Consider the following 14,046-nt stretch of genomic DNA (forward strand, 5'->3'; position numbering starts at 1 on the left):
ACCTACCCCCTTACTCTGCCGGAACCGAAGCAGCGCCGCCTTGCGGCAGGTACACCCGGAAGCCCAGGTTGATGTCAAGGTAGCCCTTGCCAAATACGGTTGAGTTGCCTGTGTTGGTAGCATATTTTGCCAATGCCTCCAAACCCACATTCGGCGTGATAAAATAGCTGTATCCTACCCCCAGGCTGGCCAGCAGGCTAACATCGTTGCCTTTGAAAGTGATGCCATCCCTCTCGGTCCGATAGCTATCCAGTACTCCTCCTGCGCTTAACTCACCAAATACCCGGTGTTTACTGCTGGAAGGAAGGTAGTAACGGAGCCACGGCAAAAGCGCCAATTCCAGACCTCGACTGGTGCCGAAGTTATACGGCGACTTCACGGAGGAGTAACGAACAGGTATGGCAATGCCCAGCGCTACATTATCGGCCACAAACGTACCAATGGAAGGAGCAAGCTGTGCGCTAATCTGACGGTAGCCGTTATTTTTTTGGTAGCTAATGTTTCCAGCGCTCAGACCTAGCACCGTGGTGCCCTTTGTGGTTTGACCCAGAGCCGTGCTGGCAGTACATACAGTGAAGCCGAGTGCCAGAAGGCAATACGTTTTTAACATGTAGAAAAGAATAAATGAATTGTTGAGTCAAAGATGATCAACGAACTCCAATAGATGCCATTTATGCATAGAATAGAATAAATATTCAATAAAGAGCTATACCCTGCTTGAAACGAAAAAGGCCGTTCCCGGACAGGAACGGCCTTTTTGTAAGGTAAAAGGAATCTGCTACAGGTTTTCGCCCTGCCGAACCAAGCCGGCAATACCTAGCCGGGCTAGGCGTTGGCGAACTACATCGGCTTCGGCGGGCGTGGCAAAGCGCCCTACTACCACACGATTCAGGGCTTTACCTTCGGGCGAAGCGGTAGCAATGCTGGTCACGAGCAGCTTGGGCTCTGAGCTCTGAATCTTATCCATCAGGGCCTGGGCATTGCGTACGTCGCCAAAGGTGCCGGCCTGAATGACGTAAGTTGCCGAAGGCTCAGCCGTGAGGGCTACATCAGCTGCCTCGGTAGAGCCGGAGCGTATATCGGTGTGGAGTTCAACCTCAACTGTTGAATCTTCAGCCAGCACAGCCAGATTCTCGGGGGCATCCGTAGGGCCCAGGGGCGTTTCGGGGCTCACCACTTCGGCTACCACCGACACGGCGCCATGCGTAACGATGCCCAAAGGGCGGGCCGCAACTTCCGAGAGGTCGAGGATGCGCTGATGACGGAATGGCCCGCGGTCGGAAACCCGCACTACCACCGACTTACCGGTTTCAGGATTGGAAACCCGCAGACGAGTGCCGAAGGGCAGGGTCTTGTGGGCACAGGTGTACTTGTTCCGGTCGAATCGTTCGCCGCTGCTGGTGCGCAATCCTTGGTGTTCGCGGCCGTACCAAGAGGCGCGGCCACGTAATACGGTTGCCTTTTTAGCGGCACCGGCTGGGGCTTTTTCATCATCACTTACGCGCAGCGTACGGGCTGAAGCCGAGAAGGCCGTCAGGAGCACAAAGAGCGTGGCCATCATCAAGCCCGAGAAAAGTAGTCGTGTAACAAACTTCATACATTTTCCTGGTTGGTGAGTCAGACAAATCTAGAAGGGCTAGCCAAACCACAACCTTTGCCACACACGTATGAACACCTACTATTGCTTCAAAATTGACCTTTTTTTATAATTATTGTATTTAAATAATCCGACGTAATAGCCTAAAATGCCTGATTGTGTTTCGTTAAGACGACTTTTGTACTCTTTTTATACATGTTGTAGGGGCGTGCAGAAATAAGACAATCGGCGGCTAATAAAATTTTGTCATTTTTGAATTGGAAGCTCGGGCAGGCAGGTTGCAAATGTCCCGGAAATATGCTAAGACCAGTAAGCAGATAGACGGTTCAGGCTCTGGTTGAAGTGTAACGGCGGGAGCTGGTTTTGCCGTACCTTCGGCTATGGATTTTGGCCGCCTTTCCGACCTGCGCTACGTTAATTTTCGGCTTCCTCCGGACCACCCCGAAACTCCCACTCTGTTGGCGCGTGCCCTACCGGCGCAGCCCGCACCTCCTACCGTGTATGTGGGCTGCCCCATCTGGACCAATAAGGCTTGGCTAGGGAGCTATTTTCCGCAAGGCATCCGGGAAACTGACTACCTCCATCACTACGCTCGGCAGTTCAATAGCATTGAGCTGAACACCACGCACTACCGCATTCCGGACGCGACTACCGTGCGACGCTGGCGCGAGGCGGTGCCCGCTAGCTTCCGGTTTTGCCCCAAGTTGCCCCAGGTAATCAGCCACGACCGCGCCCTGTACAACGCCGACGACCTTACCATCAGCTTCTGCCGAGCTATTGAGGGGCTGGGCGAAACCCTGGGCCACACGTTTCTGCAACTGCCGCCTACGTTTGGTCCGGAGCACTTGCCCCGCCTGGAGCGCTACCTGCTCGATTTTCCGGCCTTTGTGCCGCTGGCCGTAGAGCTGCGGCATCCGGCTTGGTTTGCTGATCGGGAGTTACTTGCCTCCGTAACGGCCATGCTCGAGGCCCTAGGCAAGCCACTCGTGCTAAGTGATGTGGCCGGCCGCCGCGACGTGCTGCACATGCGCCTGACTACGCCCGTTGCCTTCCTGCGCCTGAACGGCCACAGCCTTATCGACTCTGACTTCCGGAGGGCTGATGACTGGGCAGCGCGCATTGCGGCATGGCTGGAAGCAGGGCTGCATACGGCCTATGTATTTATCCATCAGAAAGATATTATGCACTCGCCTATTTGGGCTGAGCACTTTCTGCGCCGCCTGCACGAGCTTACCGGCATGGCCGTGCAGCCACCGCGCGTAATTCCGCAACCAGTACAGGGGAGCTTGTTTTAACGGTTTGAGCGCAAGGGCAGCCTAGTAAGTTGCTAGGCCTTATAGGCTCTCGAACTGTGTGCTGGGTTGCGGGCACAGCGACTGGTAGCACAAGCAAGTCAAGTAAAAAATACGGGGCCTGCCAATCTTTCGGCAGCCAAAACCAGTACCTTACTAAAAGCCCACGGACCGTTTCTATTCTATGAAATTTCTACCCCGCCTGCTGTCAGCTGTGGCGATGTGCCTGTTGGCCTCACCTCGTGGTCAGGCGCAATCTACCGACCCTGCCAGCCCGCTACTGGCTGCTGCTCCGGAAACCCACTGCCTGTTGCTGCCCATTGACCCCGCCGTGCGCGCAGCCCGCGCCGCGCTCATTGTAGAGGCTGAGGTAGTTACCGCCCAGAGTTTTAGAGCGCCAAGTGGGCGAATTTTTACCCGCCATCAGCTGCGGGTGTTTAAGCAACTCAAAGGCCTAGCGCCCGCCACGCTAACCGTGCTAACAGAAGGCGGCACCGTAGGCCTGGAACGCCAACAGCTAACCAATACGCTTTCCCTTTCACTGGGGCAGCAAGGTGTCTTCTTTCTCGAGAAAGCGGCTTTCAAAGGCTTGAGCAGCACTTCTGGCTGGGCCGTGTATGCCAGCCAGCAAGGCTTTGTGCAGTATGACCTGAGCACGGCCACAGCTACCGATCCTTTTCGGCGCTATGAGCAATTGAATGCGGCTTTCTACCAGAAAGTAGCAGCGGCCGCTCCGCGGGAAATTGCCCCCAACCAAGCATTGCAGCAGGCTTTGGCCCGCCAGACGGCGCCTGTAGCGGCTCGCGGGTTGGCACCAGTAATTACGGGCTTGTCGCCGCTGAGCCTGCCGGCCGGAACGGGCGCAGTGCTTACTATCTCGGGCACCGGCTTTGGCGCTACCCGCGGCACGGGCTACGTGGAGTTTCGGAATGCCGATGACGGCGGCGCCAGCTACACCAAGGCCAACGAAGATGATTACGTTAGCTGGAGCGCTACCCGCATTCAGGTGCGCGTACCCTCGCATAGTGCCACCGGCAACCCAGCCGGCACTGGGCCCGTGCGCGTATCTACCTCCGAGCAGGTGCAGGGCCTAAGCCCGCTGCCCATCACGGTAATTTATGCGGCTGCCAACGTAGAGGATACCAACACCAAGCAGCGCGGCGTGCCGGGGCACCGTAACCAAAACAGCTCGGGCGGTATCACGTTCCGCTTCGATCCAAGCTTTGCTTCCAATGCAGCAGCAACTGCCTCGTGGCAGCGGGCCCTTGCAAGCTGGCGTTGCCAAACGGGCATCAACTGGGAAGTAGGCCCCACCCGCACCCAGAGCGGCGCCGACGAAGATGAGCAGAATGCTGTTGGGTTCGATGGCAGTAGCGAGTTGCCGGCGGGCGTGCTGGGCCGCACTACTAGCTACTACCTGGGCTGCTACCTGCCAAACGGCAACGTATCGTTTTATGTACAGGAGCTGGACATGCAGTTCGACGATGACGTGAATTGGCAGTACGGGCCTGCTAACCCCAGTGTTAATCAGATAGACTTCGAGTCGGTGGCAGTGCACGAGCTAGGCCATGCCCAGCAGCTTGCCCACTTGATTTTGCCCACCGCCGTAATGCACTACGCCATAGCCCGCGGCCAACGGAGCCGGGAGCTAGCGGCCATAAGTGATATAGCAGGTGGCCGCTACGTACTCCGCACCCGCGGCTTCAACATCCCGATTTGTGGGGAGCCCGCCATGTTGCCGGCTCCTTTAATAAGCCAGAACGCCATTTTTGCCGCTGGCTTGGGCGTAACGGTACAATGGGCCACCCGCGACGAGTGCTTTGTAACCGAGTTTGTGGTAGAGCGCGCCCCCGCCGATACAACTAGGGGGTGGCAAACACTAGGCACCGTAGCCGCCGGAAACGGCACCGGCCAATACCGCTTCCAGGATGCACAAGCGCCCACCGGGCTGCTTTACTACCGCGTGCGAGTGCGCCGGCCCGATAACAGCCTCGATACCAGCCCGCCAGTAGGCGTCACCGACGATGCTACTGCTGTAAACACGCTCCAGATATTCCCAAACCCTGTCACGGGTGAAGGTGGCCCGCTGGGGCTGCAGTACCTGGGTACGGCCAATGGCTCGCTCACGGTGCGCTTTTATGATGCGGTGGGCCGGTATCTGGGCGGCTCCCTGCTCGATTATCAATTGGGCCTTAACCGGTTGGTTGTGACTCCGCCCGACTTGCGCCCTGGTTACTACCTAGTGCGCTGGACCGATTCTAACGGCGCCAAAGGCACTACCCCCTTCATTCGTCTGGACTAGGCCTCTATGTAACGCAAACCGCCCCGCTCGTAGTGCCTGATGGCGGACGAGCGGGGCGGTTTGCGTTACATAGAGGCCTAGCAAATGCTGCTACCTCGGCTTGGGGCATGAACCGTTTGGAGTTAGCGCTCCAGCAGCATGGCGCCATAGGAGTAGCCGCCGCCAAATACCGTCACGATAATTTTGTTGCCGGGTTCCAGTTGGTTCCAGGTTTCGCCTAGGGCAATGGCTGCGCCGGCACAACCCGTGTTGCCCAACTGCTCAATATTGGATATGCCTTTGTCTTCGGAGAGGCCCAGTTGCTGCAACACGTTCTTGGTAATGCGCAAATTGGCCTGGTGCGGTATCAGGTACGTTACGTCGGCCACGGAAAGGCCATTGCGCTCCAGAATCTGCTGGGTTACCCGCGTCATGTAGGTGCAGGCATGCAGAAACACATCCTTGCCATGCGGCATTACAATGCCTTTTTCCACGGGCTTCAGCGTCACGGCAATGTCGGCTTTGCCTATGTTGCCGGCGCCGCCAGTTAGCACCGAGCGTATATGCAGGTCAGTGGGGGCTAGTCGCTCTTTGGAAATAAGCAGCGCCGAGGCCCCATCGCCCCACAAGTGGCCGGCTATAGTATCGTGCTCATTATTGTAGGCCGTGTTATGCTCGCTTACCACCACCAGGGCCCGGCTGGCTTTGCCCAAGGCAAAATAGCCTTCCACAATTTCTACCGCATTCAGCAAGGAAGAGCAGGCCGACGAAATGCTGACCACCGGAATATCCGATACGTTCAGTTCGCGCTGCACCGCGTGCGCTACTGTATAAATGGTGTCGTGGGGAGTGTAGGTGCCACCTACAATCAAATCAACTTCAGCGGGCAGGAAGGCTTCCGTCTGAGCCATAACCCGGCGCGTTGCCTCCAGAGCCATGGTATTGGTGTTTTCGCCGGGGCCAGCCTTGCGGCGCGCCTGTATGCCAGTACGCTCCGTAATCCACTCGTGAGAAAGTCCGTTCAGACGGGTGAAGTGTTCGTTATGAATGATTTCGGCGGGCAGATAAGCCGCCACCTGATGAATGTACACGGGCGTGAAAGAGGAATTAGGAGCAAAGCGAAAACGGTGGCAAGGTACACCGTTGGGTGGCAAGTTGACGGCTTTTCCGAACCGGGCCCGTACTTTGCATCCGTACTGTTCGTTGAACGCGTAGCTGCTGCTCAGGTTCAAAGCCGCTCTTAAAAGATTATGATGTTCTCACAGATACTCCGTGCAGGAGGGCTCTCGGTCATCGGAATGCTGACCGCTGCCCTGCTGGCACCCTCCGATGCGCACGCACAAAAATACCGCACTGCTGCTGGCCTGCGCCTCAGCAAAAACAACTACGGGCTCACCATTCAGCAGAAGATCTTCGAGAAAACCACTCTGGAAGGGTTGGCCCTGGTAGGCTCCAGAGAAGTGAGTGCCACGGTGTTAGCTGAGCGTCACTTCGGTATTCTGGGGCCTAGCCTCAACTACTATTTCGGGGCGGGTGGCCATGTAGGCAACAACAAAGACACGGGCGGCTTTGGCGGCCTTGATGCCCTAGCAGGGGTAGAGTACAAAGTAGCGTTTACGCCAATCGTGCTGAGCCTTGATTTTAAGCCAACAGTTGAGTTCAACTCCGACGATTGGGCCCGCTTTCCGACGGCCTTGTCGGTGCGCTACATTCTAGTAAAAGAAAAGAACACCGGCTTATTGAATGGCTTGTTCGGGGACGGAAAAGACAAGAAAAAAGAAAAAAGGAAATCGAAGGAAGCACCCCGGCGAGGCCTGTTCGACTGGTAGCGCTTAGCAGCTCTCACTTTGTATAATCCAATCAGCCCGCAGCCGTCAGAGCATTGCTCTGACGGCTGCGGGCTGATTGGATTATATGGCTAAATATCAAATAGTTAGAGTTGCTATTGTCCTTGGTTTGAATAATCGGGCGGGGTCTTGAACAGTTGACTTCAACTGGCATCAGGAGTACTATGAGCTCAACTAATTACAAAATTTTGTTCATAGTAATATGTATGAATAATTGAAGGTCAGGTTGTTATAACATGTTAACCAGTGGGCCTAAAGGAAATAATATTAGAATAGTGAAAGTGATATAATATTATTAATACAATATAAAAACAGAATGTTGCAATTTGCATGTATTATTTTACCTTTAGTACGTAGTGCATAGTGTCTTAATTACAATAAATCTCGACAGCATGAAAAACGGCTCCTCTACAAGTAAATTGGTTTGGTTGGGTTTCGTGTTGTTTGGGATACTTCTGCTTCGGGTTTCGTCGGCTTCAGCGCAGGCGTGTACCGGTAATGACCCTAGCGGGCAGCCTGCTGCTACAGGCCTGTACGCTGAGTACTTCACCGGATATTTTAATGATGACCTGGGGTTTTTCTCCGATAACCGCAACCCCGCCGGCATCACGCGGATTGAATCTCAGGTGAACTTCCCGGATGCGGCCAGTTTCGGTAACCTGTTGGCAGTGTCGCAAGGCTCCGAAACGGATGCTGACCGCTATAGCCTTCGCATGCGGGGCAGCCTGCTGATTCCTACTACCGGCGAATACACCTTCTACCTCACCTCCGACGACGCCGCCTACGTCTGGTTGGATGGCGAGGCGCTGTTGCTGCCGCCCACTCTTGGCACGGCCCTAATTGACAATGGCGGAAACCATACCAGCCAAACCAGAGCAAGAACGATTACGCTCACGGCCGGCCGCCACAATGTGCTGGTGCTGTACGGCGACGACTGCTGCGACAATGTGCTGGTGTGGGAGTACTCCGGGCCCGGCATCAGCAGGCAGGTAATTCCATCGGCCGCGTTCTGCACCGCACAGGTACCGGCTCCGCTCACGCCGCGCGCCATTACCTACAGCCCTTTGGAGCGCGCCTTCCCAAGTGGTGGTACCGGCACTTCAGCTGCCCCTACCGTCCAGAACGGGAGTTCAGCCGTTACGGGTTATGCGTTGGCCAATGCCGCCACGCTACCCGCGGGTATTAGCATCAATGCCACTTCTGGCGTGATCAGCGCTACCGCTGCCGTACCGCAGGGACAATACAATATTGATGTGGCCGTGACCAATGCTGTGGGCACCAGCACCTTCCGCAACGCGTTCCGCTTTCAGGTAACTACCCCACTCCCTAGCGGCTGCGGAGGCCTGAACCCCGGCGGAGAGCCCACAGCCGCCGGACTGTATGCCGAGTATTTCGCTGGCTACTATGCCGATAATCCGGCTTTCTTTACGGGTAAAACCCCCGGCATTATCCGCACCGAAGTGCAGCTAAACTTTTCAGAAGATGATAGTTTTGGCAACCTACTGCCGGTGGCTGAGGGCACCCAAGCCAACCCCGAAAACTTTAGTGTGCGCCTACGCGGGAGCATTTACCTGGCGGCTACCGGCACGTATACTTTCTACCTAACCGCCGATGACGCAGCCTACATGTGGCTAGACAACGCCGCCCTTGAGCCCGTACTAAAGCTAAATGAAGCCGTCATCAATAACGGTGGCTTGCACTTGCCCGAAGAGAGAAGTGTTACGCTCAAGCTCAGCGCCGGCCTGCACAACATTGCCTTTCTCTATGGCGATTTGGAGGTAAACAACCAGCTAGTGCTGGAGTATGCCAGCCCCGGCCTGAACATTGCGCGGCAGGTAGTGCCCACCAGTGTTTTCTGTAGCTCTACCCAGCCGTTACAGGCCCTAGCTTCAGCCCTGACGTACGCCCCCAACACCTTGCGCATGCCGGTAGGCCGGGCCGTGAACTCAGGTTTGCCTACCACTACCAGCGCATCGGAAGTGGTACAGTATACCATTGCCAACGCGGCTGCTTTGCCCGCCGGCATCACCATCAACCCCGATAACGGCCGCCTGACTATTGGCACTACCGTGCCGGAGGGAGCCTACTCTATTGATGTGGCCGCCCGCAATGGTGGCGGAACTGCCGTGTTTGCCCAGGTATATTCGGTGCAGGTGGTAGCCGTAGCGCCGCTGGAATGTCGTGGGCTTGATGCCGGCGGCGGCCGCGCCTCGTCGGGGTTATATGCCGAGTTTTTTCAAGGGTATTTCGATAAGCTCAATTTCTTTAACAATAATCCAGCACCCGTCCAGACCCGGCTTACGCAGGCCCTCAATTACACGAACGATGGTAGCTGGGGAGACCTGACGGGAATTGCCACCAGCACCTCAACGGAAGGAAGCCCCGACGACTTCACAGTGCGTTTCCGAGGCCGCATTTCTATACCGGTTGATGGTACCTACACGTTCTACCTGACTTCAGATGACGCCTCGTATATGTGGCTCGACAATTTTGCAATTGCTAACAATCCTACTGCCGGCAACGCATTTATCGACAATGGCGGTCAGCACTTGCAAGAAACAGTGTCTAAAACGGTAACCCTTACGGCGGGCCTACACGATGTTCTGATAGTGTATGGTGATGACGGCGGGCTGAATGTGCTGCGGCTTGAATACTCGAACACGGCGGCAGGCATTGCGCGGCAGGTGGTGCCGGCGGGTCGGCTCTGTACCTCCACCTCCAATGCGCCTCTGCCAGTTACGCTCACGCGCTTTGGAGCGCAGGCCGAGGCAGCCGGGGTAGCAGTTCGGTGGGAAACTGCCATGGAAGTAAACAGCGCCGCCTTTTTGGTTGAGCGCTCCGTGAACGGCCAGGTGTTTGAGCCGGTAGGGGAGGTAGCGGCGGCTGGTAACTCGCAGCGCCAGCAGGTGTACTCCTTCCTTGACCGCACGCCGTTTGCCGGTCTGAGCTACTACCGCCTGCGCCAGGTTGATCTGGATGGCAGTGCGCGCTTCTCGGAAGTAGTATCTGTCCGGAAGGAAGGAGCAGCCAACGCGGGTATGCGCCTAGCCCTTTTCCCCAACCCAACCCCCGATGGCGCTTGCACCATTCGGTTGGAGCAGCCCACGGCCGAAGCCATGGAACTGCAGGTGCTGGACCTGACGGGCCGGGTGGTTTACGCCCAGAAACTGCCGGCCAGCAGCAGCACTGAGCACACCTTGCGGCCCGGCCAGCTGGCCCCGGGCGTGTATATGGTGCGGCTGGCTTCAAGCAAAGGCATCGTAACACAGCGCCTGGAAATACGCCGCTAGCCTCTGGCGGGTAGGACACTCGCCTAGGGTCCTAAACAACCCAAAGCCCCGACTGCTATGGCAGCCGGGGCTTTGGGTTTACTAGAGCTTTGGTGAAAACTGCGGCTATTGCTGATGAACGCGGCCGCTGCCTACCACGGAGCTTTTGATTTGGGGGTGGCCGGTTACGTACACATCACCGGAGCCTACAATGCTGGCTTCCAGCCGGTCGGTAGCCTGTACCCGGCAATCACCAGAGCCGCTAATGCTGATGCTGCAGGTTTTGCTTTTCAGGTTGCGAGCTTGCACGCCGCCCGAGCCGCTCACGCTGATATCATGCGATGGCGCTGCCCCCGATGCCGCAATGGTACCCGAACCCGAAAGCGAAGAACTGATTTTATCGGCCGTTACGCTGGTAAGCTCAATACCGCCCGAGCCGCTCACCGCCAGGTCCAAGTTGTTGGCTTTAATGGGGTCCGCTGCCTTAATGGTGCCCGAGCCGCTTACGCCTAGCGCTTTAATGGTGGGCATCGTCACGAACACCGTAACATTGTCTTTGTAGCGGTACGAGTTGAAGTAGCCTTCCTTTTTAGTATTGATGTGCAGCTGGCCGTTGGTGACTTTCGTTTCGAGGTGGGCCAGGTCCTCGGAGTTGCCGACTACTTCCACTTTCTGCGGGCTGCCCTGGCGCAGCACTACCTTCATCGAGCCGCCCAACCCCACAGAAGTGAAAGCGCCCACGGAGCGCGTCTCGCGCGTATCAGCCACCCGAAAGGCCGACAACAGAAGTACAGCAAGCAGCAAGCCGGGTACAAGTAAACGAAGCATTTTCATGATACTGAGCACATTAAAGGTGGATATCAGCGTATAAGATGGAGCACGCCCGCCAAGGGTTGCCCGTTTGCACAAAACAATTGTTCGGCGTCTATATAATCAGACCTAAATAGTCGGTGCGCAAACTCTTAATACTGTGCGTAAAGCAGTTGCAGGCAACAGCAGACCTAGGGTTCGAGAACTCCTGATGCCTAGTAACTATCCAGGCTGCTGCCACTGCCAATCGGCCCCATGTCAACAGTTTCGCGAGAAACCATTGGCATGGGGCCGAGGCTTTAAGAGGCTGAGCTACCTAGTGCACGCTAGGTGTTACCAAATCTTCACGCGGGCCGAATCAGGCAAGTAAAGCTTGTTACCAGGCTTCACATTGAAGGCCTCGTAAAACTCCGGCACATCGGCGAAGGGGCCGTTGATGCGGTACTGCGCCGGCGAGTGCACGTCGGTCAGGATGGCTTGGGCCAGGCGCTCGTCGCGCTGGTGCACCTGCCAGCCCAGCGCATAGCCTAGGAAGTAGCGTTGCGTAGGCGTGAGGCCACCAATCTTTTCGCCTTTCTTATACTGCTCGGTTTTCTTAAACGCATCAAGTGCAATGACGATGCCGCCCAGGTCGGCTATGTTTTCGCCGGCGGTGGCTTTGCCGTTGATGTGCAGGGAATCGAGCACGGTATAGCCATTGAACTGGCGCACAATGCCATTTACGCGCTGCTGGAACAGCTGGCGGTCTTTCTTGGTCCACCAGTTGCGCAGGTTACCGCGGTCATCAAACTGGCTGCCCTCGTCATCAAAGCCGTGCGTAAGCTCGTGCCCAATGGTGCTGGCGCCCGCGTACCCATAAATGATGGCGTCATCGGCGTTGGCATCAACCAGGCCCGGAATGGCGAATATGGCCGCTGGCAGTACAATTTCGTTGTTGCTGGGGTTGTAGTAGGCGTTGTAGGTTTGGGGCGTCATTTCCCACTCCTGGCGGTTTACAGGCTTACCCAGTTTGCTTAAGTTGTACCGGTAGGCCCACTCGTTGGCGCGCATCACGTTTTGGGCGTAGGAGCTGCGGTCAACCTTCAACGTGGAGTAGTCTTTCCATTTCTCGGGGTAGCCCACCTTGCGCGTGATTTTGCCCAGCTTCACGAGGGCTTTCTGCTTGGTAGAGTCGCTCATCCAGTCCAGCTTCTGAATATGCTCCCGGAAAGAGGCTACTACATTTTCAGTTAGCTTCTCGTAGCGCTCCTTGGTAGCGGGCGGGAAGTACTCTTTCACGAAAAGCTGACCTAGTACCTCGCCCATAGCGTTTTCCTCGGCATCGAGCACCCGTTTCCAGCGGGGCCGCTGCTGCTTGGCGCCCTGCAGAATAGTGCCGTAGAAGTGGAAGTTCTGCTCATCAAAAGCGGGGCTGAGCGTGCCGGCATAGGCATTCACGAGGTGCCACTGCAAGTAGGATTTCCAGTCGGCGAGTGGGGCAGTCTGCAGCAGGCGGCCGGCTTCTCTGTAAAATTCCGGCTGGCCTACAATTACGGTATCCACCTGGGCCAGGTCAAGCTGCCCTAGCCACGTTTTCCAGTTGAGGCCGGGCGTGAGCTTATCGAGGCCCGCCACGGTCAGTTTGTTGTAGTTAGCGTAGGGGTCGCGCAGGGCTTCCAGCTTGCGCGAGGCGGCGGCTAGCTTAGTTTCCAGCTGCATCACGCGGGCCGCATTGGCTTGGGCTGTAGCCGCATCCTGGCCTAGCAACCCAAACATCTTAGCTAGGTGCAGGCTGTACTCTTTGCGGATGTTGCTGGTGCGGGCGTCTTTGTTGAAGTAGTAGTCGCGGTTTGGGAGGCCCAAGCCCGCCTGGTACAGCTGCAAGGCCATTTTGTCGCTGTTTTTGGCATCTTGCCCGATGTAGCTGCCAAAGAGCGCATTCACGCCCAGCGGTTTGAGGCGGGCAATTTCAGTCTGCACATCGGCCACCGACTGCATGGCCGCAATCCGGTCTAACTCCAACTTCAGGGGCGCGGCTCCCTGCTTGGCAAGCGCCACGGAGTCCATGCCGGTGGCCCAAAAATCCCCGATTTTCTGCTGCACCGAGCCAGCTGCGGCATTGGCCCGGGCGGCGTCTTCGTTCAGCTTGCGCAGCCGGGCGTACACTTCATTCTGTACCTCTTTGCCGATGCCCCAATTGCTTTCGGAAGCCGGAATGGGGTGCTGGGTAAACCAGGTGCCGTTGGCGTACCGGTAAAAGTCGTCGCCGGGGTGCACGGTGGTATCGAGGTTGGCCTGAATCAGGTCGGGCTGAGCAGTACCGGACTTGCCGCCGGAGTTGCAGCTACCTAGAAAAAGGCCCAGAACAGGAGCTGCCAGTAGCCAGGGCCGCAGAGAGGGGGAGAGGTGCATGAAGGAAGTGGGAAAACAGATGAGCAGGCGAATGTAGCGCGAACCAGGTATTTCACGTAGGCACAAAGACAGCTATTCTGCTGTCCTCGTTGCCTGCTTATGGATTTGCCCCAACTTACTCTCCTTAACTTTTTGGTAACGGTGTACTTAACCGGCGTAATCTGGACGGTGCAGCTGGTGCATTACCCCGGCTTTGCCCAGGCTAACCCCGACACATTTCCGGAGTTTCATCAGCAGCACTCCACCCGTATTGGGTGGGTAGTGATGGGCCCCATGGTGCTGGAATTGTTGCTGGCGTGCGCCTTGGCCTGGCAGGGGCATGAGCTGGGCTTGGTCCGGTGGTGGCAGCTAGCGTTGGTGCTCTTTGTGTGGGCGGCCACTTTTTTCATCTCCGTGCCTTTCCATAACCGCTTGGCACAGGGCTACGACTATGTGGCCATTGATGGGCTAGTGCGCACGAACTGGGCTCGCACCGTGGCCTGGACGATTCGGGCCGGCTGGCTGGGGTGGCTGCTCTGGAAAATGCTGAAGTTTGTGGGCGCCTAGGCAGCTTGGTTAC

10 protein-coding genes are annotated in these 14,046 nt (G+C 56.7%); 5 read left to right on the forward strand and 5 right to left on the reverse strand.

Going from position 1 to position 14,046, the window contains the following annotated elements; translation table 11 throughout:
* Positions 1–10 precede the first annotated feature (10 nt).
* Positions 11–610, reverse strand: coding sequence for a hypothetical protein (locus ACYVGU_RS12305; RefSeq protein ID WP_460622343.1), 600 nt, complete (start codon positions 608–610; stop codon positions 11–13).
* Between the two features lie 168 nt (positions 611–778).
* Entirely contained in the window at positions 779–1,597 is an 819-nt protein-coding gene (locus ACYVGU_RS12310; protein ID WP_460614946.1) for a septal ring lytic transglycosylase RlpA family protein, read from the reverse strand.
* Between the two features lie 380 nt (positions 1,598–1,977).
* Here ACYVGU_RS12310 and ACYVGU_RS12315 point away from each other — a divergent pair, with 380 nt between their 5' ends.
* Positions 1,978–2,892: a DUF72 domain-containing protein gene (locus tag ACYVGU_RS12315; RefSeq protein WP_460622344.1), complete on the forward strand. Its 915-nt coding sequence runs from the start codon at positions 1,978–1,980 to the stop codon at positions 2,890–2,892.
* Between the two features lie 181 nt (positions 2,893–3,073).
* Positions 3,074–5,191, forward strand: a complete 2,118-nt coding sequence (locus ACYVGU_RS12320) for a matrixin family metalloprotease (protein WP_460622345.1) — start codon at positions 3,074–3,076, stop codon at positions 5,189–5,191.
* Positions 5,192–5,313: 122 nt separating this feature from the next.
* Here the strand turns inward: ACYVGU_RS12320 and ACYVGU_RS12325 are convergent, their stop codons facing one another.
* On the reverse strand, positions 5,314–6,261 hold the full coding sequence (locus ACYVGU_RS12325; protein WP_460614949.1) for a 3-oxoacyl-ACP synthase III family protein: 948 nt from the start codon (positions 6,259–6,261) through the stop codon (positions 5,314–5,316).
* 207 nt (positions 6,262–6,468) lie between these two features.
* On the opposite strand from ACYVGU_RS12325, the gene ACYVGU_RS12330 reads away from it, so the two are divergent.
* A complete protein-coding gene (locus ACYVGU_RS12330; protein ID WP_460614950.1) occupies positions 6,469–6,999 on the forward strand; it encodes a hypothetical protein in 531 nt (176 codons plus the stop codon).
* Between the two features lie 410 nt (positions 7,000–7,409).
* Positions 7,410–10,307 (forward strand): PA14 domain-containing protein, encoded by a 2,898-nt coding sequence (locus tag ACYVGU_RS12335; RefSeq protein ID WP_460622346.1) that lies wholly within the window; start codon positions 7,410–7,412, stop codon positions 10,305–10,307.
* A gap of 105 nt (positions 10,308–10,412) precedes the next feature.
* Here the strand turns inward: ACYVGU_RS12335 and ACYVGU_RS12340 are convergent, their stop codons facing one another.
* Positions 10,413–11,114 carry a head GIN domain-containing protein gene (locus ACYVGU_RS12340; protein WP_460622347.1) on the reverse strand — a complete coding sequence of 234 codons (702 nt, stop codon included), beginning with the start codon at positions 11,112–11,114 and terminating at the stop codon, positions 10,413–10,415.
* A gap of 315 nt (positions 11,115–11,429) precedes the next feature.
* Entirely contained in the window at positions 11,430–13,487 is a 2,058-nt protein-coding gene (locus ACYVGU_RS12345) for a M13 family metallopeptidase (RefSeq protein WP_460622348.1), read from the reverse strand.
* Positions 13,488–13,586: 99 nt separating this feature from the next.
* Between ACYVGU_RS12345 and ACYVGU_RS12350 the strand changes: the two genes are divergently transcribed.
* Entirely contained in the window at positions 13,587–14,033 is a 447-nt protein-coding gene (locus ACYVGU_RS12350; protein WP_460622349.1) for a hypothetical protein, read from the forward strand.
* Positions 14,034–14,046: the final 13 nt, after the last annotated feature.

The organism is Hymenobacter tenuis (genome assembly GCF_054780495.1).

Coding starts and splice junctions, on each gene's coding strand:
- ACYVGU_RS12320 (WP_460622345.1), top strand. CDS start 3,074: ATGAAATTTCTACCCCGCCTGCTGTCAGCTGTGGCGATGTGCCTGTTG.
- ACYVGU_RS12350 (WP_460622349.1), top strand. CDS start 13,587: ATGGATTTGCCCCAACTTACTCTCCTTAACTTTTTGGTAACGGTGTAC.
- ACYVGU_RS12345 (WP_460622348.1), bottom strand. CDS start 13,487: ATGCACCTCTCCCCCTCTCTGCGGCCCTGGCTACTGGCAGCTCCTGTT.
- ACYVGU_RS12305 (WP_460622343.1), bottom strand. CDS start 610: ATGTTAAAAACGTATTGCCTTCTGGCACTCGGCTTCACTGTATGTACT.
- ACYVGU_RS12310 (WP_460614946.1), bottom strand. CDS start 1,597: ATGAAGTTTGTTACACGACTACTTTTCTCGGGCTTGATGATGGCCACG.
- ACYVGU_RS12330 (WP_460614950.1), top strand. CDS start 6,469: ATGCTGACCGCTGCCCTGCTGGCACCCTCCGATGCGCACGCACAAAAA.
- ACYVGU_RS12315 (WP_460622344.1), top strand. CDS start 1,978: ATGGATTTTGGCCGCCTTTCCGACCTGCGCTACGTTAATTTTCGGCTT.
- ACYVGU_RS12335 (WP_460622346.1), top strand. CDS start 7,410: ATGAAAAACGGCTCCTCTACAAGTAAATTGGTTTGGTTGGGTTTCGTG.
- ACYVGU_RS12340 (WP_460622347.1), bottom strand. CDS start 11,114: ATGCTTCGTTTACTTGTACCCGGCTTGCTGCTTGCTGTACTTCTGTTG.